The sequence below is a fragment of the Salipiger abyssi genome (assembly GCF_001975705.1).
GTDB classification, from domain to species: Bacteria; Pseudomonadota; Alphaproteobacteria; order Rhodobacterales; family Rhodobacteraceae; genus Salipiger; species Salipiger abyssi.
Genome location: NZ_CP015093.1, coordinates 1,266,948 through 1,287,442, shown reverse-complemented (window position 1 = coordinate 1,287,442; position 20,495 = coordinate 1,266,948). Strand labels below are relative to the sequence as shown.

The window sequence follows — 20,495 nt, the reverse complement described above, 5'->3', positions numbered from 1 at the left end:
GCCATGGGTGGAACCGGCGTCATCGACAACTTCCTGGGCATCTTCACCAGCTATATCGACAGCGGGTTTGGGCTGCTCGGGGGTGAGGTGGCCTTCATCGCTACCACGCTGATCGTGATCGACGTGACGCTGGCGGCCTTGTTCTGGGCCTGGGGCGCCGATGACGACATCATCGCCCGGCTGGTGAAGAAGACACTCTTCGTCGGGGTCTTCGCCTATATCATTTCCAACTGGAACAACCTCGCCCGGATCGTCTTCGAGAGCTTCGCGGGCCTTGGTCTGATGGCCTCGGGCACCGGGTTTTCCGCCGCCGATCTTCTGCGCCCCGGCCGTGTCGCCCAGACCGGGCTCGAGGCCGGACGACCGCTGCTCGAAAGCATTTCCGATCTGATGGGCTGGGTCGCGGTCTTCGAGAATCTCGTCCAGATCCTCTGCCTGTTCTTTGCCTGGGCGCTGGTGATCCTCGCCTTCTTCATCCTCGCGGTGCAGCTCTTCGTCACCCTGATCGAGTTCAAGCTCACGACCCTCGCGGGCTTCGTGCTGATCCCCTTCGGCCTCTTCGGCAAGACCGCCTTCATGGCCGAGCGCGTGCTGGGCAACGTGATTTCCTCCGGCATCAAGGTTTTGGTGCTGGCCGTGATCATCGGCATCGGATCGACGCTCTTCGGCCAGTTCACCGCGGGCTTCGGAGGCGTGACGCCGACCATCGATGACGCCATGGCGATTGTTCTGGCTGCCCTGTCTCTGCTGGGCCTCGGAATATTCGGCCCGGGCATCGCCTCAGGTCTGGTGTCCGGCGGGCCGCAACTCAGCGCGGGTGCCGCCATAGGCACCGGCCTTGCCGTTGGTGGTGCTGCGATCGGGGCCGGAGGGGCGAGCATGCTCGCAGCACGCGGAGCCGGATCTGCACTCTCCGGAGGCGCCGCCCTCGCACGCGGCGGCGCGGCCGCGGCGGGCGCTGCCTCGAGCGCCTACACGCTCGGCTCGATGGGCGGAGGAGGTCTCGCCGGCGGGACGGCTGGTGTAGCGCGCGCCGGGGCCGCTGCCGCGGCATCACCGCTCAAGAAAGCGTCCTCTCGCGCGGCTGGCGGGATTCAGTCCAGCTACGCCGAGGGCGTCAAGGGCGGTGTTGCGGCGACGGGCGGAACCACCTCGATGGGCACGGTCGGCGGAGGGGCGCCCGAGCCTTCTTCCGGTCCGTCCGCCTCCGATGGCCCGCCAGCCTGGGCCAAGCGCATGCGCCATAGCCAGGCGATGAGCCATGGTGTGCGCGCTGCCGCCCATGCCGTCCGGTCGGGCGACAGCCACGGCTCGGGCACCTCCGTCAATCTCTCCGAAAGGGATCGCTCATGAACCTCTTCAGGCGTTCCGCCACGCACTATGGCAAGACACCTCAACCAGAAACGCCTTACCAGAGGGCTGCGCAGGTCTGGGATGAGCGTATCGGCTCCGCCCGTGTTCAGGCCCGCAACTGGCGCTACATGGCCTTCGGCAGCCTGATCCTCGCGGCGGGTTTTGCCGGCGCCCTGGTCTGGCAATCCGCGCGTGGCACCGTCGTGCCCTGGGTCGTTCAGGTCGACTCGCTCGGCGAGGCCCAGGCTGTCGCCCCGGCTTCCGCCGACTACGAGCCGACCGATCCGCAGATCGCCTTCCATCTCGGCCGTTTCATCGAACAGGTCCGGTCGATCCCCGCCGATCCGATTATCGTGCGGCAGAACTGGTTGCGCGCCTATGAGTTCACCACGGATCGCGGCGCGGCCGCGCTTAACGACTTCGCTCGCGCCAACGACCCGTTCACACGCGTCGGTCGCCAACAGATCGCTGTCGAGGTGTCCTCTGTCATCCGGGCCTCGCCGGGATCGTTCCGCGTCGCCTGGACCGAGCGCCACTACGAGAACGGCCAGCTTTCCGCGACCGAGCGCTGGACCGCGATCCTGACCGTCGTGATCCAGACCCCGCGTAGCGCCGAGCGCCTGCGCGCCAACCCCCTCGGAATCTATGTCAATGCGATCTCCTGGTCGCGGGAGATGAGCCAATGATTGAACAGCATCTGCATGCAACCAGGTCTCCGGGCGTCAACAAGCTCACCTTGGTGGCCTTGCTGCTTTCCGCGTCCTTGCTCGCGGGGTGTGCCAGTAACAGGGTGCCGGAATTCAGCTACGACGAGTCCGTGCCGCCGCTGCCCACTCCGCCCGCCTCAACGGCCGGGGAACACCCTCGGCCACTGCACACGCCACCCGTTTGGACGGTGGCGCACGGCGGAGCGGCGGCGGGCACACCAACCGGTCGTGTCGAAAACGCCAATGCCGCCGCCCGGGTCGAACCGCGCCGCGAAGGCTATTACAATGCGATCCAGATCTATCCCTGGTCGGAAGGAGCCCTCTATCAGGTCTATGCCGCGCCGGGTCAGATCACCAACATCGCACTCGAGCCGGGCGAGCGTCTGACCGGCGCAGGCCCGATCGCCGCGGGGGATACCACGCGCTGGATCATTGGCGACACAGAGAGCGGGACCGGATCCACCGCCCGCGTCCACATCCTCGTCAAACCGACGCGGGACGACATCTCGACCAATCTGGTGGTCAGCACTGACAGGCGGGTGTACATGATCGAGCTGCGTGCACGCGAGGCGCTCTACATGCCTTCGGTCGCCTGGGCCTATCCGGCAGCGCCGCGTGGTGGGCAACAGGCCGTGGCAACCGCGCCGACCATTCCTGCGCCCTCTGCCCGCAATCATCGCTACGGCTTGCAGATTCAGGGGGAGAGCCCGCCCTGGCGTCCGGTTTCTGTGTTCGACGATGGCCGTCGTGTCTATGTGGTCTTCCCGGCGGGCATCGCCCAGGGTGAGATGCCGCCGCTCTTCGTGCTCGGCGCGGACGGCGAGCCGCAGATCGTCAACAGCCGCATTCACCGGAACGTGCTGATCGTGGACCGCCTCTTCGGTGCGGCGGAGCTCCGGCTGGGCGCAGGAGACCGCCAGCAGGTGGTCCGGATCGTGCGCATGGAGGAGCGCGAGGCGGATGCGCGGGCGGAGGGGATGCGCGAAGGGGAGGGGCGTCATGAGTGACACCGATCCTGCAGCTCCGATGCGTCTGCGTCCCGATCCGCCCCGCGTGACCAGGCTGTCGCGCAAGGTTCTGGCCGGTGTCGGAGCGGTCGCGCTGTTCGGCATCGGGGGTGCGCTGATCTATGCGCTCCAGACCCGTGAGGCAGGGTCGGGAGGTGGAGAACTCTACTCCATCGACAATCGACCGGCCGCGGACGGCTTGGAAGGGTTGCCGTCCGACTATACCGGACCGGTTCTGGGACCCGCACTGCCCGGTGACCTAGGGCGACCGATCCTCGATGCGCAGGAGCGGGGAGTGCCCGTGGGTCCTCCGCCGATTGCGGGCCCGACCGTCGATCCGGACGCGGAGCGCCGCAGGGCAGAGGAGGAAACCGCGCGTCTGAGCGGTGTCTTCTTTCAGACGGCGTCTGGCAGAGCGACGACGGCCGGGGTCGGCGTGAACCTTCCGGGCCTGGGTGTCACCGAACAACCCGAGGGCAGCCGGCATACGGCTTTCCTCAACGGTCCGGTGGACCGGCAAACCGTCGCATCGGATCGCATTCAGCCGCCAGCCTCGCCGTACATCCTTCAGGCCGGAGCGGTGATCCCGGCCGCGCTGATCACCGGCATTCGCTCCGATCTCCCGGGCCAGATCACCGCGCAGGTCACCGAGAACGTCTATGACAGCCCGACCGGATCGCTGCTGCTGATCCCGCAGGGAACCCGCATCATCGGCCAATACGATGACGGGGTGACGTTCGGCCAACGCCGCGTCCTGCTGGTCTGGAACCGCCTGATCCTGCCCGGAGGCCGGTCCATCACTCTCGAACGTCTGCCAGGAGCGGATGCGAGCGGCTATGCCGGCCTCGAAGATGGCGTTGACTATCACTGGTGGGATCTGATGCGCGCGGCGGGTCTGTCCACGCTGCTCGCGATCGGCGCGGACCTCGCCACCGATGACGAAGACCGCCTGGTCCAGGCGATCCGCGATGGCGCGGTGGACACGGTCAACCAGGCCGGTCAGCAGATTGTCCAGCGTCAGCTGCAGGTCGCGCCGACACTGACCATCCGGCCAGGGTTCCCGGTCAGGATCATCGTCACTCGCGATCTGGTATTCGAACCCACAGGAGGCTGATCATGTCGAAACTGAAGCTTGGGCCGTTGCCCGATGACAAGCCGGTGAAGGTGACGGTGGAGTTGCCCGCGTCCGTTCATCGCGATCTGGTCGTCTATGCCGAGGTGCTGGGACGGGAGACGGGGCAGCCTGTTGCCGATCCTGTCCGGCTGATCGTTCCCATGCTCGAACGGTTCATGGCGACGGATCGGGGGTTTGCGAAGGCGCGGCGTGCTGCGCAATTGCCGGGGAATACCCACTGACGGCACCGCCAGTCTCGGATGCTGACTTTGTCCTTGCCATGCTCAAAAGACGTCTGAAGGCGGGGTTGTCGTTGTTCTGTGACCATACAGCTGAGAACGGAAGGCATTCGCCCCTAATCGGGCGATAGACAACACCGGGATATGTTGCCACGGTCATTGCCTCGCTGATGAGCGTCAAACCGCGTCCAAGGGCCACCAAAGGTAGCAGAGTGTCGCGACTGACGGACTGCACCTGTATTTCAGGATGCCAGCCGAGCTCCGCCAGGTTCTTCACCAAATAATCATAGATCTCCTGGCCTGGTGCTGCTTCACTGACGATAAAGATCTCGTCGCCAAGATCGTGCCACCTCACTGCTGCTCGATTAGCTAAAACATGGTATTCTGGTAGAACTGCGAAAACACCCTCTGACCACATCATTGCCCTTTCGCAACCCGGCCAAGGTCTGGTTCCGGTCAGAAAGGCGATGTCGAGATTAAGTTTGCGTATTTCGGAGGTATGTTCATTGGGATATCCATCGATGAGTTCGAGTCGGACGTCTCCAAATTGGGACCCATACTTCGAGAGAAGCTCAGCCAAAAAACCCGATGCAATAGATGAACAGATCCCTATCCTTACACGTCCATACTCTGACCGGCCCGCGGCCGCGATTTCCTGTGAGCCTTCTCCAAAGTTACGAAGAATCTTACGGACACGATACTGGTATCGGTGGCCGACATGGGTGAGCAAAACGCCACCACTTTGGCGGTGGAATAACGATGCGCCGAGTCGATCTTCGAGGTCACGAATACGACGGCTGATGGCCGAGGGTTGAATGTCGAGCACGGCTGCTGCTTTTCGGAAACTGCCATACTCGGCCGCGGCCAGAAAATATCTCAGATGGCGGATCTCTATGCACTCTGGGCCTTTCGCCACCCTTCTCGGCCTCCTGTGTTCTCGGGTGAGTTTAGGCATTTTTGATTTTTCCAGGTCTATGATCGGCGAACTGACTCCTGGGGCATGTTCGATGTCTTCACACCGATCTTCGAGTCGAAAGCTCTGGCTGCTGCGGTCCCACGACCTGTTCGGTCCGGAAGGCGGTGACCCCATAATCGGCTTTTCAGCTCCTCCATCACCATCAGGTCGCTGTGAGAAATCGAGTTACTGCGTTCCATGAAGGCGAACGCCAAAATCGATCGTGCGGCGATCTAATGATGCGACGCTGCAAAGCTGCGGTCATTGTTCTGCAGTGCGTCGGGGTGACGGATCGTCGTCGGTCGTAGCCAATCGTAGTTGACGACGCCCACGAGCACAGGACCAACATCACCGGACGCACTGAGGCTCGTAACAGGGGTAATGCATCACGCAATAGGTTGCGGATGAGGTTCTTACTTTGTTCGGGCGTCGCTCCTGTCTGAACCGCGTAGAACTGGATGCAATCGGGAATCGTGCCCAGAACCCAAGCCGTCAGGCCTATCGAAACGGTCTCCCACTGGCTTCCCAACCAGACTTTTGCGCCGAGCTCGTCTGCGCTAAACGAAGCAACAGTGTTCAGCGGCTCCATCTGTGCGTGGTCGACATGCTCTGTCGTGCAGCGCGAGGCGACAACATTGTCGTCGGTGAAAACTGCCTCGAGGTCGCCGATTTCGGTCAAGCCGAAGTGACCGGCCAGCATGTCGTCGTCGGCAACTATCAGTGCCTCAAGTTTGCTGGCGCTGTCGGCAGATCGGAGAGGGGAAGTCGCGCTCCGGGTCACGTCCAGCGCATCGTACCCTGCAGTCGCCGCCGTGGATGTCTCGGCGAACTCAGCCAGGGAGATAGCCATGGGAACGACGTCGACGATCCCGACAATCCTCTGCGTGGCAATATCGGAGCTCATGGTGCGCGCCTCCGGTTCTCCTCTGAGGATTGTGGCTTTGCTCTGTGGCATGTTTTGCCCGTGCGCCTCGTCTGATTAGGGGGGCTTCCCAGTCAATCAAGAGTTGGAGCTAGAACTCAAAAAGTTAAGATCATGTCATTTAACCACACTGGTTAGCAATGCTAACCAGTGTTGGGCTTCAGCTTCGGAACGACAAGAATTCGTTCGAGACTGGATTGCTCCAACAACACTTGATGCGTCGCGACATTTTGTCGGCAGCAGGCAATCTCGCATTCGTAACGGATAGAGGGGCAGTGTCGCTATTCTGCAATCTACATGCTCGAGCGCGGTAGTGTCCCAACGCTTGGTGTAGGAGGCCGCGCGCGGAGCCCCCAGCGTAGCGCAGCGCGCGGCCGGGTGTGACGCTGGCGGCCACCGCCGATCTTCGAGAAGGTTCGGGTTGCGAGACCTTGAACCAAGAACGGAGATGACGATGACCGATGACAGAATGACGCTGATTGAGCTGGTTGCGAAGCAGGCCGATGGCGATCTCGTGCGCGAGATGCTGGCCTTCGCGGCCGAGCGGATCATGGAAGTGGAGGTCGAGGCGCGAACCGGTGCCGCGAAGGGCGCTCGCTCTCCCCTGCGGGAGGTTCAGCGAAACGGTTACCGGGACCGCGACTGGGACACTCGTGCCGGTCGGATCGCGCTGGAAATCCCGCGGCTGAGAAAGGGGAGCTACCTGCCCAGCTTCCTGGAGCCGCGACGGACTGCTGAGAAGGCGCTGGTGGCGGTGATCCAGGAGGCTTACGTCCACGGGGTCTCGACGCGCTCCGTAGACGATCTGGTGAAGGCGATGGGCGCTGGCGGCATGTCGAAGAGCCAAGTCAGTCGCCTTTGTGTCGAAATCGACGAGCGGGTGAATGCATTCCTCTCCCGGCCGCTCGAAGGCGCCTGGCCCTATCTCTGGCTCGACGCGACCTACGTGAAAGTGCGCGAGAGCGGGCGGATCATCAGCCGCGCCGTGATAATAGCGGTAGCTGTGAACGAGGACGGCAAGCGCGAAGTTCTCGGCGTCGCCACCGGTCCATCCGAAGCAGAAACGTTCTGGACCGACTTCCTGCGCTCTCTCGCCGACCGTGGCCTGCGCGGCGTGAAGCTGGTGGTCTCCGATGACCACAAGGGGCTGCGGGCTGCCGCGCGGCGGGTGTTCGACGCGACGCACCAGCGCTGTCGCGTTCACTGGATGAGAAACGCGCTTGCCCATGCTCCGACCAAGCAGCGCACGGCCGTGGCGGCAATGCTGAAGACGATCTTCGCCCAGGAAAACAAGGCGGATGCCGAAGCCCAGTGGGAGGTCGTGGCTGACGCGCTGCGCGAGAAGCAGGCGCGGCTCGGCGCCCTCATGGACGCCTCGCGCGACGACGTCCTCGCCTACATGGATTTTCCACGTGAGCATTGGGCCCAGATCGCGTCGACGAACCCACTGGAGCGGGTGAACCGGGAGATCAAGCGCAGGTCTGACGTCATCGGCATCTTCCCGAACGACGAGGCCATCGTCCGTCTCGTCGGCGCGCTGATGCTCGAGACCAATGACGAATGGACGGTTGCGCGGAGATACATGTCGCTTGAAAGCCTGGCGCGTGTCACCGACACTACAACCGTCAGGCTGTCCGCCGTGGCGACCTGATCAGCCTTGAACCTCTCCGAAGGTCGGCGCTCTTACACCATCTCTCGGGGCACTACCCTCGAGCGCCGCAAATACTCCAAATGTGCCACAGTATTTCTGCCAACCAGTCTTTCTGATCTGCTTAATGTGGGCTTGAAAATTTGTCCGCCGCTTCGACGCCGTGCAAGCCTTCCGGAGAGAGCTAACAGTCGGGCAAGCCTGTCATAGCAGCGCTACTCTCCCACAATTCGAGCCATTTTCTCTCGTCGTAAGATTCGACGGATGAACGCGCCACTTTGCCGTCGGAGAAATAGCGGTTACCCGGTTCTGCCATTGGACCAGTGGTGATGTCCGCAACGCGTTGCGCCGACACCTCCGGGCGATGGACGTTGTCCATTACAAACCGCAGAAGTGGGAGGAGATTTCGCGATACCCATTGAAGGTGCGGCGGAAACGAGCGTGCAAGACCTGTCGCTGGCATCAGGCCGGGATCTAAGATGTTAACACGAATTGAGTTGAGGCGCGCGTTGTCTGATGCCGCCAGACGGCGAGCCAGTTCATAGCCGTACATGACATTGCAGAGTTTCGATGTCGTATAGCGCCGCAAGCCTGCTGTCCGGCCAAGGGAGAAGTCATGCGCAACTGCCTGAGCGGTCGAATAACTCGGATGTGGCATACCAGTCCTCACGGCTGGATCATGGACACCACTCGCGATGATGGTGATCCTACCTCCTTCAACGATGTCGGGCAGCAACAAGCGCGAAAGCAGATAGTGGCCCAGATGATTCACCGCAAAGGTTGTCTCATAGCCTTCCTTGGTTTTGGCAGGTACGCCCACATTCTGGCTGCCTGCATTGCAGATCAGAGCGTAGAGCTGCGGCAGTTCAGCCTTGTGAAAAGCCTCGACGAAAGTACGGACCGAAGCCTGGCTGGCAAGATCCAGCTGTAGCCAAGTCGCATGGCCACCATCGGCCTTGATCTCTGCAACACTGCTGAGCCCGTGTTCCGCGCTGCGGCAGCCGATGATTACCTCGGTCGCGGGGTCGCGAGCGAAATGTCTCGCGGTCTGCAAGCCGAGGCCGGAATTGCCTCCAGTGACAATGATGGACCGGGTCAGTGACATGCTTGCCTCTCAGCGAATCCTCGAAGATATACATCGTATATTTTGTGACGATGCGAGATTCAAGATGTATGGTGTGAACCATGGTTTATCCGAGCAAGATTGATCCGCAAATCATCACCGCGTCCGCTCTTTCCCTTCTCCGACGGGAAGGCGAAGGTGCGTTAACACTTCGTCGTCTGGCCAAAGAGTTGGGGGTGACCGCTAATGCGCTCTACAAGTATTATGACAGCCTCGATGTGCTGCGTGCTGCGGCGGCGGATGCAGTTGCTCAAGAACTCTATGCTGCGATCGACGAGGGCATGGCTGCGCTGCCGGAGGGGACGGCGCCTGTGTCCCGGCTACACCGCCTTCTGGAGATCTATTCGAGTTTCGCTGAGAACAATCCGGACCTCTACCGCATCTTCCTCGATGCAAAGCCGGCAGCTGCATCGCGATTACCGGAACCGCATTATCATACCCTGATGTGGCCGCAGGTGCTGGCAGTCGTTGAGCCTCTCGTGGGAGTGGAAGACGCCCCCGCTGCGACTGTGACGTTGTGGAGCCTTCTCCATGGCATATGGGCGCTTCGCCAAGCTAATGTCCTGGGTGGAAAGAAGCCGGAGGACATCACAGATTACGCCTATCAAGCCGTCATCCGGGGTCTTGCAACGCGTGGTTAACAACTCAAAATACCGTTCAAAGACGGATCGGTGTCTCTCTGCGACCGGCCTGATACGCTTCAATTTCCCGAAGGCACCGCTCGCCTTGACGTTCTGAAATCTCTCTCTAGCAGGCTCATTCTCGACTGCGTGAGTCGCGCATCGAGGCACACACGGAGAGCCGTCAAGGAGATATAGCTCTTTTAACCGGTTCCGATACTTTCCAGCAGGGTCCTTACCTATACGTCTGGTGTACCATGAGCTGGGATGGCAGATCCTTACTTGACCCCTTGCTCCAAGTTTGCGCCGCGGAGCGCCGACGCCAGCTTGTCCGTGAGTAATGGCGCATGGCTTATTGGTTAGAGCGCTCCGCGGCGCCTTCAGAATGACGGTTGCGCGTTTGAATGCCATGCCGAAAGCCGGAAAAAAATTGCCCAATGCTCCGGGCTTTCGGCGGGGAGAGAGACTCAGTGATGCGTCCAAGGGCGCAGACGGGAGGTCTTAAAATCGCACCCTTCTTTGCTGCACACAGACCGAGAATCTAACTATTTTCTTGATATTCGATGACCGGGCGGAGTTCGTTTTCGCACCATGTCTGAAACGATGTTGGTGTGGCAGATCGGGATTCTGGTCTTGTCATCGTATCCATGCCTTCGCTCTTCGCGATCATCATTTCCATTGCCGCGCGCGCCATGCCTTCGGTGCAACCTGTCGATCGCAGGAGGTCGCCGAAAGCCTCCATTGAGATCTCCCTAAAGCGAATTGGACGCTTTAGGGCTTCCGAAAGGATCTCCGCCATTTGATCGTATGTCAGGTTTTCCGGACCGTGGAGCGGTACCTCGTCGACACCAGTCCACTCGGTATGTTCGAGTAGCCGGGCGGCAGTTCTGGCGACGTCCGATTTCGCCACATGCGGCAGTTTCAGATCCTGTGGCACAGGTTGGTAGAAGACACCTTCGGTTCGGATCAGGTCCACCTGTCTCAACAGGTTGTCCATCAGTGAAGCGCAGGTCAGAGCTCGATAGTGGACACCCGTACCGGCGATCATGTCGTCCACCTGAATTGTCGCCGACACCTGGCCTGCGGGTTTCGGCCAGCCCCGGCCAAGCGCAGATATTCCTACGACGCGGCGCACCGGAGAGCCTCGTAGCGCATCGCAGAACGCGCGGGAAAACTCGCAGTAGGCCGTCTCGGCGTCCTGAGCGTCGAGGTTGCCGGGCGGGAGCCAAAACACTGCATCCACGCCGCTCAGCGCAGGTACGATCACCGCGGGATCGGCATGGGACCCTTCGAATATGTCGACGCGGCTGCGCACTGCTTCAGGCAGCCGCGCCGGGTTTCTGGCAATCACACGTGCCTCTTTTCCGGCGTCGAGCACGTGCGCAAGGACCCGAGTTCCGATGTCACCGGTCGGCGTTGTTATCAGCATCATGGTCAGTCTCCTCATTGGGGGAGCCACAAGGATCTATCTATCGTCGCCGAACTGTCTATGATTGAAGCGCCGCACTTTCTTTTCGAGCGTTCAAAAATGGCTCTTGATCCGCTTTCAAATGTCATTTCGTTCCTTAGGCCACACGATTGTCTTGCCGCAGGGCTGGATGCGGGGGGTGACTGGTCCATTCGGTTCGAGCGCCATGCCGGGCTGAAGTGCAATGCTGTCCTGAAGGGAGGGTGCTGGCTCGCTGTCGAGGGTGTCGAGGCGCCGCTTTGGCTGGGTACTGGAGACTGCGTCATCCTTCCGCGCGGACGCGCGTTTCTTCTGTCCGCGCGTCAGGGGGGCTCTGCTGCCGATGCTGCGGAAATCTATGCTCCTGTTGGCCACGGTCACACCGCAGTCTTCAATGGTGGCGGCGACTTCTTCATGACCAGCAGCCGGTTCCTAATTTCAGGGACGGTTGCCGAGACGTTGCTCAGCACCATCCCTCCGGTCGTTCTGGTCCGGTCGGACAAGGAAAGAGAAGCGGTACGCTGGTCGGTCGAGCGGATCGCGGAAGAACTGCGGAACCCGCAGCCGGGTAGTGCCGCTTCGATCGAATACCTGTCGCATTTCGTACTGGCGCAACTCATGCGCGCTCACCTGTCGGAAGGACGGATCGAGCCCGCTGGTTGGCTTGCGGCTTTCGCCGATCCCCAAATCTACGCGGCAGTGGCGGCCCTTCACGAAGACCCTGCACGGAACTGGTCTGTTACCGAACTCGCCGGCAAGGCCGGCATGTCACGCACCAGTTTCGCGACGCGGTTCAAGAGCAGGATGGGGATCTCTCCGATCGGCTACCTTACGCGCTGGCGCATTCTGATTGCCAGCCATCGCCTGTGCCACACCGATTTGTCACTGGGACAGATCGCGCACGAAATGGGGTATGGCTCCGAGAGCGCCTTCTCGGTTGCGTTCAAGCGCGAGACGGGAAAATCACCCAGACAGTTCGCAAAGGAATCGAGAGCCTGACCGCCTTTGACATCTGGATCGTCATGCCACTGCTGGCATCCGAAGCAGCATCGTTTGGGCCCATGTCGATCCGGACATGATCCACCGGCTAGGTTCCCTCTGTGGAAGCCCTTTGTCGGCCTCAATCCGATTGTTTGAAGCGCCGAATATGATCGATTAGCACGCGTAGTTTGGGCGCCATGTTGCGCCTTTGGGGGAAGTAAATAAAGAACCCTGGAAAGGGCGGTAGGAATTCTTCCAGCAAGGGAACGAGGGTGCCGTCATTGAAGCGATCTCTCAGACAGTCTTCTGGGGCAAAGGTGATTCCGGTTCCTGCCAGGGCCATCCTGAGCATGAGACGAAGGTCGTTGGTAGTGAATTGGGGATCCACTGCTACATCAAAAGGGTGGCCGTTCTCGACGAACTCCCAGCGATGCGGGGCTAGCTCAGGAGCGCGGCGCCAGCCGACGCAGCGGTGGTCGACCAATTCGCGCGGATGGGCCGGGATGCCATGTCGCGCCAGATAGGCCGGCGAAGCGGCGGCACGTTCCTGCTGATCTCCCCCGAGAGGCACGGCGATCATGTCCTTCTCGATCACCTCGCCCAGCCGCACTCCGGCATCAAAGCCATGGGCGACGATGTCGAATTCGTCATCTGTCACCGTCACGTCGACCGTCACATGCGGATAGCGCTCCACGAAATCCGCCAAAAGCGGCCCCGAGAGGAACGGTTCGGCAATCGAGGTCGCCGTCAGCCGCAGGTGGCCACGTGGTGCATCACGCGCCCCGGTCGCCTCCAGGGCGCCGTCGATTTCGGTCAACGGACCCTCCAACGAGTTGACCAACGTAGCACCCGCTTCAGTGAGGCGAACCGAGCGAGTTGTTCGGACGACGAGTGCCGTGCCGAGCTGGTCCTCGAGTCGCCGGATCGCCTGGCTGATCGCCGAGCGGGTTACCCCCATCCGGTCGGCAGCTGCACGAAAATTCTGTTCCTTTGCGACTGCCAGAAGGATTGTGAGTAGGTTGAGGTCCATGCAGATTGTCCAAACTCGCTAACCAGAATGTAAAGAAATCGCCGTCTTCATGAGACAGTGAAACTGCGCCAACTTTCGACCAGTTGCAACGAGGCTGGGACCTAGGAGGTGCAGATGGACAAAGTCATTCTCATTACCGGAGCTTCGAGCGGCATCGGGGAAGGCATTGCGCGCGCCCTTGGAACGGCTGGTGCCAAGCTGTTGCTAGGCGCGCGGCGTATCGACCGGCTTGCCACTATCGCCGCGGATATCAGGGCCGCAGGAGGTTATGCCGAGACCGGCGCGCTCGATGTGACCAACCGTGAGGAGATGGCGGCCTTTGCCGCGATTGCTCTCGACCTCTGGGGCCGGATCGATGTGCTCGTGAATAACGCCGGGGTGATGCCACTTTCGCCGATGTCTGCGGGCAAGCATGATGAGTGGGAGCGTATGGTGGATGTGAACATCAAGGGTGTTCTTTGGGGAATCGCATCTGTGCTTCCGGCCATGGACCGCCAGAACTCCGGGCAGATCATCAATATCGCCTCAATTGGCGCGCTGAATGCGGTGCCGACAGCGGCGGTCTATTGCGGGACGAAATTCGCGGTGCGGGCGATCTCGGACGGGTTACGGCAAGAAAACCCCCATATCCGGGTCACTTGCGTCAATCCGGGCGTCGTCGAGAGCGAGTTGGCCAGGACGATCACCCATGAAGAGACCAGAACGCTCATGGATGACTATCGCGCCATCGCCCTGCAGCCCGCCGATATTGGTCGCTTGGTGCGCCACATCATCGAGAGCCCGGAGAACGTTGGCGTGAATGAGGTCACCGTGCGCCCGCAGGGACAGCAAGGATGAGTACCGACTGACTTTCGTCAGATGACGTCCCCACCAGAAGGAGAAACAACTTGAGAAAATCCAACTTCAAACGCTCTATTCGGTCTGTCCTGGGAGCCGGTGTCTTCGTGGCCTCGGTGGCGCAAGCTCAGGCCAATCAATCCGAAACGGCTGCCCAGAACGAGGCTGTCGTGCGCCAGGCTTTTGAAAGTTGGGCGGCAGGCGGCAATGTCTTTGACGCGTTGCTTGCGCCAGATATACGCTGGACCATCCATGGCTCGGGCCCGGTGGCGGGCACTTACGAAAGTCGCCAGAGTTTCGTCGAGGAAGCCTCCCAACCTCTGGTCAGTCGCCTTACCACGCCAATCATGCCGGAAGTCCATGCGATCTGGGCTGTGGGTGAGACCGTCATCGTCCGCTTCGACGGCTCCGCAACCACGACGTCCGGAGCTCCCTACGAAAACCGGTTCGTCTGGATATTCCAGTTGGAAGACGGATTGGTCGTGGAGGCCGAGGCATTTCTCGATCTCGTCGCCTATCAGGAAGTGGTCGAGAATAACGAACCGGTCGCAGAGTGATCTGATTTAGTGACGCCCTCGGAAGTCGGCGACCCTGTCCACCCTAACATCGAAAAAGAGATCAAGTAATGCAGAGAACACTTGCATCTGCCGTTGCACTGGCACTTCTTGGGCACCCGTCGAGTCCATCCGCCGAAGGCGCGCCGGCCGACCACCCTTATGTCGGCATGTGGCAGACCGATGATAACAGGGTTCGCCACCAGCTCCTGCCCAATGGGCGCTACGACGAAGCGCGCGGAACACGAGAAAGCGCCTATCAGGGGCGCTATGAGGTAGAAGGGAACTATATCCAGTATTGGGATGACACCGGCTTCACCGCCGACGGCACTTTCGTCGACGAGAACACACTGCATCACGGAGGTATGATCCTACGGCGGCGGCAGTAGCGCCTTCAGGGCAGGCGGCGGATACTCTTCTTATCGCCGCCTTGCCAAAGTGGATGCTATGATTTCGGAGATGACTGCCGGAATATGCTGCCCGGCTCAACGGTTCTTGCTCCCGAATGTTTCGGTATGAATGTCACACCTGTCAGTTCCGCCGAGATTTCCCACAGGCGGGCAGCTATCACTTCATCCCGTGCCTGCTTGGGAGGCGTCTCTACGGTGGGATAGCCGCGGGTTCCGCCCAGTTTGTCAGGGCCGTAATAGTTGCCGTCTCGCGCCGCCGGATCGGTCGCCGCAAAGAGAGTGGGTAGTGCGCCCTGCCAAGCTGGCTGGAACAGGAACGGAAGGAAGCGCCGCATGAGGCCGGCCGCACTGGCTCGGCCCGATCCGTTAACGATTAAATCGGTGCGTGTGATGCCAGGATGCGCGGCGATGCTCTCGATGCTCCAGCCCGCTGCTTTGCTGCGCCGACTTAACTCAAACGCAAACATTAGGCAGGCAAGTTTCGATTGAGCATAGACCGGCATCGGAGTGTAGTCGCGCTCGGCTTGCAGGTCATCGAAGTCGATTACGCCTTGCTGGGCCGCAATGCTGCTAAGGGTCACAACACGCGAACGCGATCCATTCTCCAGCAGTGGCAACAGATGCCCGGTGAGCGCAAAATGGCCCAGAAAGTTGGTGCCGAATTGCAATTCGAAACCATCTCTCGTATTGCGACGATCCGGCGGCGTCATCACCCCGGCATTGTTGATCAGGAGATCGAGGCTCTTCTGCTCTTGCGCGAGTTTCGAAGCGAAGTTGGCGATCGAGGTGAGATCTGCAAGATCCACTTCGCCGAACCGAACCTGCGCGCCGGGGACGGATTCTTTGATCGACGCCACAGCTTCCGCTCCCTTTTGGGGATTGCGTCCGGCGATCACGACGCGTGCACCAGCGCGTGCTAAGGCGAGGGCGTCCTCGTAGCCCAGCCCACCTGTACCAGTCACGACTGCGGAGCGCCCGGTTTGGGATGGAATATTCTCTGCGGTCCATTTTTCCATTGTACGTTCTATGTCCTTCGACCCTGTATCTGGTTCAGTCTGATGCCTGGCCGTGGCCTTACGCCGTGCGCCGGCGATCTAAATCTTGTTGAAAGATCTTCAGGTAACCATGTCTGAAGACTCAAAAAACTTGCCTAAAGCGGGGAATATTAGTGAAGTTGGCAAGGGTGGCCGGCCGGTTCCGTGAGCGGCAAATGCTTGTGGCCTATAGGCCACCTAGAAAGGCGATCAGATTGGCCCGGTCTTCAGCGTTTCGGATAGGAGTCCTCTTAGTCGTACCGACGACGAAGCCGCTCGGGTCCGCGAGATAGCTGTCGAGTGAGCCTCTATTCCAGACAATTTCCAGTCTCCTCATGGCCGGGGAATAGCGGGCCCCTTCGACGCTGCCAGCGCGTCGGCCCATCAATCCTGCAAGCGATGGCCCTGCTCCAGTTCTTCCAGATTCGGTGGGGTGGCAGCCAGCACAGCGCTGCCTGAAAAGGCGTTCTCCCGTTGCAGCGTCTTGGGCATGTATTCTGTTGGGATACCCTAATGCCGAGAGACATATAACGAAAGCAATGCCGCCGAGGGCCGGCAGTCGAGGGGCCATCTTGATCATTATCCTTCCCTGAAGTGCTGGAAAGCTCGGCGCATCCGGGGCCCAGCTTTGGTCACTAGAGAGACATTCCGTGTGATTTCATGCGTTGCATCAATCAATCGTTGGCACCATGCCGCAATCTACGAGAAACTTGCCTGATCCTTCCATGAGCTTGGTTCACAGTGCTATTGGGTGAAACGGCGACGTGTTAACCTAGGAGGACGGAAGCCATCCTCGGCCCCCATACCCCAAGAGTGAAGCTGATCGTTACGAGGGTAATAAAAGCACTTGCGGTAAAGACCACCGCGGCGGCGCCGTAGCCTAGGATGGCGCCGCGATCCTGACCGCTGGCACGAATGAAGAATTCGGCGATCAGGAGGTTCGGGGCGTAAAACAGAAAGGCCATCGCCGCATCAAACCAACCGTCGAAGGTATAGCTTCGGCCAAGAAAACCGAATGCCATGTACCAAAGGCCATACTCCATACGATAGAGCCAAGAGCCGATTGTCAGCGCAAACAGCCGGATTGCCCATGCGCGATGGCGCGAGATGTCGTGGGTTCGGGCGCAGTGATACGTCATTGTTGCACAAAGCACCATCAGTGCTCCGTAGATCCCGAAGCCGATATCCATCACCGCGCCCCCGATCGTACCTGATACTATAATGAAGACGATACCACCCATACCAGCGACCCCTGCAGAAATTGCATAGGCGCGCCCCAGCCATCGGTGAATTGCTGGGACGGAACGGCGCAGATATCCGATGAACTGGATTGGTCCTAGAAGAAGCAGTACACTGCCGGCCAGAAAGTGTGCGCCGACTGCAAAAGTTGTCGGCAACGAGTTTGGGTTGTGGAGGCCAGGCAGCGCTTCATTCCACCGCTCGGGACTACCGTTCACCAAGACGCCGCCAAAAAAAGCTATGATATAGGCTCCGAATATGGCGCCGCTGATCCAACTTGTTACAAGCAGTAGCAACGCGCTGCGTTTCAGCAGGATTTGAGGGACCGCATTCGACTGCTTGGATTGCATACGGTGGAAAATCTCCGAGCCATCGGTTCCAGAGATTTCAACGTGTTGTGGTTTCATTAAGTATGTCCAGTAATGGAAAACTCTTAGCGACCGGAGAGCTGTGTTCCGTCCACGCATTTTCGTAGCGTCACCTGAACCCGCGTGGCGGCATCATTCCTCGTCAGAATGGCGCTGCCATCCAACCCATTGGCCGATTTTCTTCGAGGAGAGAGAAAGCAAGACCGGCTGATTGCATCTTCAGGCAGTATCCACTGATGCTACCGCGAGCCTTCCCGAACTCGAATGTCAGATTCTGGAATTTTCTCGCTCGATTCTCCAAGCACGGTGGTGACCGTCAATACAAGCGTCTCAAGGAATGCTCTCCAGATCGACAAAGCATGGTGGACAAGCGGATGCCGGAACAAGTACCTGATCGCAGTCAGCCGGCCGACCGCCGCGTGGAGGCGGTCGACCGCTATTTCCCAGTTAGACGCTCTGGGCCTGGCGGCTGGTGTATTGGGCATAGAGGCGACGTAAATTCGTTACGTCGCCCTTGGGGGCCGCGCCAAACATTCGGGCGTACTCGCGGCTGAATTGCGACGCGCTTTCGTAACCGACCTGGTAGGCCGCCTCCGCCACGTTCACCGCCTCAGTAACCATCAGACGCCTAGCCTCGAGAAGGCGCAATTGCTTCTGGTACTGAAGGGGCGTCATTGAGGTCAGCGCCTTGAAATGCTGATGGAATGAAGACGGACTCATATGCGCGGCCTCTGCCAGTTGTTCTACCCGCAGCGTCCTGGCAAAGTCAGAGTGCAGAAGATAGACTGCCTTGGCGACACGATCGCTGTTGGATTCTGGCAACGCCAGCTTGCACAACTCCCCCCCATGCGGACCACTTAGCAGCCAGTACCAGATCTCACGCATGACGGACGGATAGAGAACCGGGATTGCCTTGGGCGTTTCGTTCATCCGGATCAGACGGAGGACGCAATCGGCCAGTTGATCCTCGACCTGTGCCACGAACAGACACGGACCGGAATCGGATGTCGGTGCAGGCGGCGCTTCGAACTGCTCCAATACCTCCTTCATCACGACAAGATCCAGATCGATCGTGATCCCGACATAAGGCGCGCCCGGAGACGCTTCGACAACGCGACCACTCGCAGGCAGGTCCAGGCTGACGACGAGGCACTCCATCGAACCATAACGAAGCGTGTCATCCCCAAAGATAATTTCCTTTGCGCCTTGGAGCACGACACAGACAGAAGGCTTGTAAACCTGTCGCATCGGCATCCGCGCTTCAAAGGAACGGAGGATGTTGACGCTTCCAATCTGTGTCGGAAACAGACCCTCTCCGCCACCTTGGGACTCGATATAGGCGGATACCGCCGCAAGCAATGATGATGACACACGATCCTCCGGTGGAATGCGAGGCCAGCGGAAGACGCGACCTTCGAATGGCAACATATCGCCATTTGAAGGAATAGGCAAATTTCTTAGGGTTTCGGGCATTCGGCTCATTGGGCATTTCCTTTAGCTTGATAGGGCCAACCAAAGCTTGGAAAGTGCCCATCAAGCATGACAGAAGTCACTGTTTCGTCAACAAAAAAATCTCATGCATTGATGGCGCCTCCGCATGGAAGCAGTGGTGATCCCGTGCGGGGATGGCGTGTCGCTGCAATCCTCGCCACACTCCTTCTGGTCAGCACGATGTCGCAAGTCGACAGGATGCTGCCCTTCATTCTCGCCGAGGCCATCAAGGCAGAGCTTCTGCTCAGTGACACGCAGGTCGGTTTGATCAATGGGATCGCCTTCGCACTTTGTTACGCGTTGCTCTCCTTGCCGCTTGCCCGGGCGGCGGACCGCGGATCTCCTGCCCGCGTTCTCGCGCTGTGCATCCTCGGCTGGAGCGCGATGACTGCTCTAGGCGGGTTGGCGACCAGTTTCTTGTTTCTTGCTCTCACAAGGTTCGGCGTCGCCTTCGGTGAGGCCGGTGCAAATCCGGCTGGGCACGCAATTATCGCCCGCAAACTGGGGCCTAAAAGCCGTGGTTTGGCTATTGGTCTCTTTGCAATGGGCACGCCGCTCGGAACCATGCTGGGCTTCGCGGCCGGCGGGGCTGTTAGCGACATGTTGGGCTGGAGGGTCACCCTGATCGGCGCAGGGGTCATTGGTGTTCCCATCATGCTGATGGCGCTTGTCGTCGTGGGTGCGACCCCACCACACATCTTGCCAAACGAAACGCGAAGCTCGTTCTGGCGGACAAGTCTTTTTTTGCTCTCCTCACCCGGATTTCGTTGGGTGTTCATAGTAGCGATCTTAGGCAGCTTCGCCGCAGCGCCATTCTATGCGTTCACCGCGCCTTTTCTGATGCGAAGCCATGGGTTGAGCACCAGCGAAGCGGGATTGGCCTTCGGCCTCCTGCAAGGATTGACGGGAGTCGCGGGCATGCTTCTCGGCGGTCGGCTGTTCGACGCGGCGGTCGGGATGGGGGCCAGGCGGATGCTGAGACAGCCCGGTATTGCTTTCCTGATTGCGAGTGCGTCGATGAGCGCGGCGCTGTTCGTGCCAGTGAGCTGGCTTTCGATACTGCTACTTGTGCCCAGCATGTTCGCGTTCGCCTTCATGATGCCTTGGGGATTTGGGGCGGCACATTTGCTGGCCGGGAGGGGAAACGAGGCCATGGCGACAAGTCTCGTCATGATTGGCTCGGGCCTTCTGGGACCTGCCTTCGGGCCGCTTCTCGTCGGAGTTCTCAGTGATGCCGCGACGGCCATGAAATTCGAGAACGGCATAGCTCTCGGACTCCTGACAGTACCCGTCGCGAGCCTTTTGACGGGCCTCGCCTTGTTTGTCGGCGACCGACGCGTCGTAAGCGCACTCCGGCGGTATTGAACACGCAGAGAAGTGGCAATGGCCGCGTCTCATCAGAAATTCATCAATCGG

General features: G+C 60.0%; 21 protein-coding genes. 12 read left to right on the top strand and 9 right to left on the bottom strand.

From position 1 onward, the window contains the following. Positions 1 to 3: 3 nt before the first annotated feature. From trbL to Ga0080574_RS09835, 5 genes are read left to right on the top strand one after another with little or no spacing between them, the layout of a single operon-like run. Positions 4 to 1,353, top strand: a complete 1,350-nt coding sequence (gene trbL / locus Ga0080574_RS09855) for a P-type conjugative transfer protein TrbL (RefSeq protein ID WP_076698084.1) — start codon at positions 4 to 6, stop codon at positions 1,351 to 1,353. Then, a complete protein-coding gene (gene trbF / locus Ga0080574_RS09850) occupies positions 1,350 to 2,039 on the top strand; it encodes a conjugal transfer protein TrbF (RefSeq protein WP_076698081.1) in 690 nt (229 codons plus the stop codon). Before trbL ends, trbF begins: the two co-directional genes overlap by 4 nt. Further along, on the top strand, positions 2,036 to 3,067 hold the full coding sequence (gene trbG, locus Ga0080574_RS09845; RefSeq protein WP_076698078.1) for a P-type conjugative transfer protein TrbG: 1,032 nt from the start codon (positions 2,036 to 2,038) through the stop codon (positions 3,065 to 3,067). The genes trbF and trbG overlap by 4 nt, the downstream gene beginning before the upstream one ends. Then, a complete protein-coding gene (locus Ga0080574_RS09840; RefSeq protein ID WP_076698075.1) occupies positions 3,060 to 4,181 on the top strand; it encodes a TraB/TrbI/VirB10 family type IV secretion system protein in 1,122 nt (373 codons plus the stop codon). Before trbG ends, Ga0080574_RS09840 begins: the two co-directional genes overlap by 8 nt. A gap of 2 nt (positions 4,182 to 4,183) precedes the next feature. After that, positions 4,184 to 4,423, top strand: a complete 240-nt coding sequence (locus Ga0080574_RS09835) for a DUF2274 domain-containing protein (protein WP_076698072.1) — start codon at positions 4,184 to 4,186, stop codon at positions 4,421 to 4,423. On the opposite strand, the gene Ga0080574_RS09830 is transcribed toward Ga0080574_RS09835, so the two are convergent. Together Ga0080574_RS09830 and Ga0080574_RS09825 are read right to left on the bottom strand one after the other, a co-directional pair. Beyond that, positions 4,356 to 5,336, bottom strand: coding sequence for a LysR family transcriptional regulator (locus tag Ga0080574_RS09830; protein WP_198039797.1), 981 nt, complete (start codon positions 5,334 to 5,336; stop codon positions 4,356 to 4,358). The genes Ga0080574_RS09835 and Ga0080574_RS09830 overlap by 68 nt on opposite strands. 202 nt (positions 5,337 to 5,538) lie before the next feature. Then, positions 5,539 to 6,279, bottom strand: a complete 741-nt coding sequence (locus Ga0080574_RS09825; RefSeq protein ID WP_076698066.1) for a molybdopterin-dependent oxidoreductase — start codon at positions 6,277 to 6,279, stop codon at positions 5,539 to 5,541. A 472-nt stretch (positions 6,280 to 6,751) separates the two neighbouring features. Between Ga0080574_RS09825 and Ga0080574_RS09820 the strand changes: the two genes are divergently transcribed. Continuing rightward, complete coding sequence (locus Ga0080574_RS09820; protein WP_076695235.1) at positions 6,752 to 7,948, top strand: IS256 family transposase; 1,197 nt, start codon at positions 6,752 to 6,754, stop codon at positions 7,946 to 7,948. Positions 7,949 to 8,129: 181 nt separating this feature from the next. Here the strand turns inward: Ga0080574_RS09820 and Ga0080574_RS09815 are convergent, their stop codons facing one another. Continuing rightward, on the bottom strand, positions 8,130 to 9,050 hold the full coding sequence (locus Ga0080574_RS09815) for an SDR family NAD(P)-dependent oxidoreductase (RefSeq protein ID WP_076698063.1): 921 nt from the start codon (positions 9,048 to 9,050) through the stop codon (positions 8,130 to 8,132). 80 nt (positions 9,051 to 9,130) lie between these two features. Between Ga0080574_RS09815 and Ga0080574_RS09810 the strand changes: the two genes are divergently transcribed. Then, entirely contained in the window at positions 9,131 to 9,709 is a 579-nt protein-coding gene (locus Ga0080574_RS09810; RefSeq protein ID WP_076698060.1) for a TetR/AcrR family transcriptional regulator, read from the top strand. Between the two features lie 520 nt (positions 9,710 to 10,229). Here Ga0080574_RS09810 and Ga0080574_RS09805 read toward each other — a convergent pair. Further along, complete coding sequence (locus Ga0080574_RS09805; RefSeq protein WP_076698058.1) at positions 10,230 to 11,120, bottom strand: NAD(P)H-binding protein; 891 nt, start codon at positions 11,118 to 11,120, stop codon at positions 10,230 to 10,232. Between the two features lie 57 nt (positions 11,121 to 11,177). Here Ga0080574_RS09805 and Ga0080574_RS09800 point away from each other — a divergent pair, with 57 nt between their 5' ends. Continuing rightward, positions 11,178 to 12,134 (top strand): AraC family transcriptional regulator, encoded by a 957-nt coding sequence (locus Ga0080574_RS09800; RefSeq protein ID WP_237219346.1) that lies wholly within the window; start codon positions 11,178 to 11,180, stop codon positions 12,132 to 12,134. Between the two features lie 121 nt (positions 12,135 to 12,255). On the opposite strand, the gene Ga0080574_RS09795 is transcribed toward Ga0080574_RS09800, so the two are convergent. Next, entirely contained in the window at positions 12,256 to 13,146 is an 891-nt protein-coding gene (locus tag Ga0080574_RS09795; protein WP_198039796.1) for a LysR family transcriptional regulator, read from the bottom strand. A gap of 114 nt (positions 13,147 to 13,260) precedes the next feature. Here Ga0080574_RS09795 and Ga0080574_RS09790 point away from each other — a divergent pair, with 114 nt between their 5' ends. From Ga0080574_RS09790 to Ga0080574_RS09780, 3 genes are all read left to right on the top strand, one after another. Beyond that, the gene (locus tag Ga0080574_RS09790; protein ID WP_076698052.1) at positions 13,261 to 13,983 is read left to right on the top strand and encodes an SDR family oxidoreductase; all 723 of its coding nucleotides are present in this window, start codon (positions 13,261 to 13,263) and stop codon (positions 13,981 to 13,983) included. 50 nt (positions 13,984 to 14,033) lie between these two features. Then, entirely contained in the window at positions 14,034 to 14,540 is a 507-nt protein-coding gene (locus Ga0080574_RS09785; protein WP_076698049.1) for a nuclear transport factor 2 family protein, read from the top strand. 68 nt (positions 14,541 to 14,608) lie between these two features. Beyond that, positions 14,609 to 14,926, top strand: a complete 318-nt coding sequence (locus tag Ga0080574_RS09780; RefSeq protein WP_076698046.1) for an Atu4866 domain-containing protein — start codon at positions 14,609 to 14,611, stop codon at positions 14,924 to 14,926. A 56-nt stretch (positions 14,927 to 14,982) separates the two neighbouring features. Here the strand turns inward: Ga0080574_RS09780 and Ga0080574_RS09775 are convergent, their stop codons facing one another. The 4 genes from Ga0080574_RS09775 to Ga0080574_RS09760 form a co-directional block, all read right to left on the bottom strand. Further along, positions 14,983 to 15,963: an oxidoreductase gene (locus Ga0080574_RS09775; protein ID WP_083716806.1), complete on the bottom strand. Its 981-nt coding sequence runs from the start codon at positions 15,961 to 15,963 to the stop codon at positions 14,983 to 14,985. Positions 15,964 to 16,168: 205 nt separating this feature from the next. Then, positions 16,169 to 16,552 (bottom strand): c-type cytochrome, encoded by a 384-nt coding sequence (locus Ga0080574_RS26925; RefSeq protein WP_076705846.1) that lies wholly within the window; start codon positions 16,550 to 16,552, stop codon positions 16,169 to 16,171. A 196-nt stretch (positions 16,553 to 16,748) separates the two neighbouring features. Continuing rightward, positions 16,749 to 17,627: a DUF2306 domain-containing protein gene (locus tag Ga0080574_RS09765; protein WP_198039795.1), complete on the bottom strand. Its 879-nt coding sequence runs from the start codon at positions 17,625 to 17,627 to the stop codon at positions 16,749 to 16,751. A 408-nt stretch (positions 17,628 to 18,035) separates the two neighbouring features. After that, on the bottom strand, positions 18,036 to 19,070 hold the full coding sequence (locus Ga0080574_RS09760; protein ID WP_217621194.1) for an AraC family transcriptional regulator: 1,035 nt from the start codon (positions 19,068 to 19,070) through the stop codon (positions 18,036 to 18,038). A gap of 57 nt (positions 19,071 to 19,127) precedes the next feature. Here Ga0080574_RS09760 and Ga0080574_RS09755 point away from each other — a divergent pair, with 57 nt between their 5' ends. Beyond that, positions 19,128 to 20,444 carry an MFS transporter gene (locus Ga0080574_RS09755; protein ID WP_076698037.1) on the top strand — a complete coding sequence of 439 codons (1,317 nt, stop codon included), beginning with the start codon at positions 19,128 to 19,130 and terminating at the stop codon, positions 20,442 to 20,444. The last annotated feature ends 51 nt before the right edge of the window (positions 20,445 to 20,495 follow it).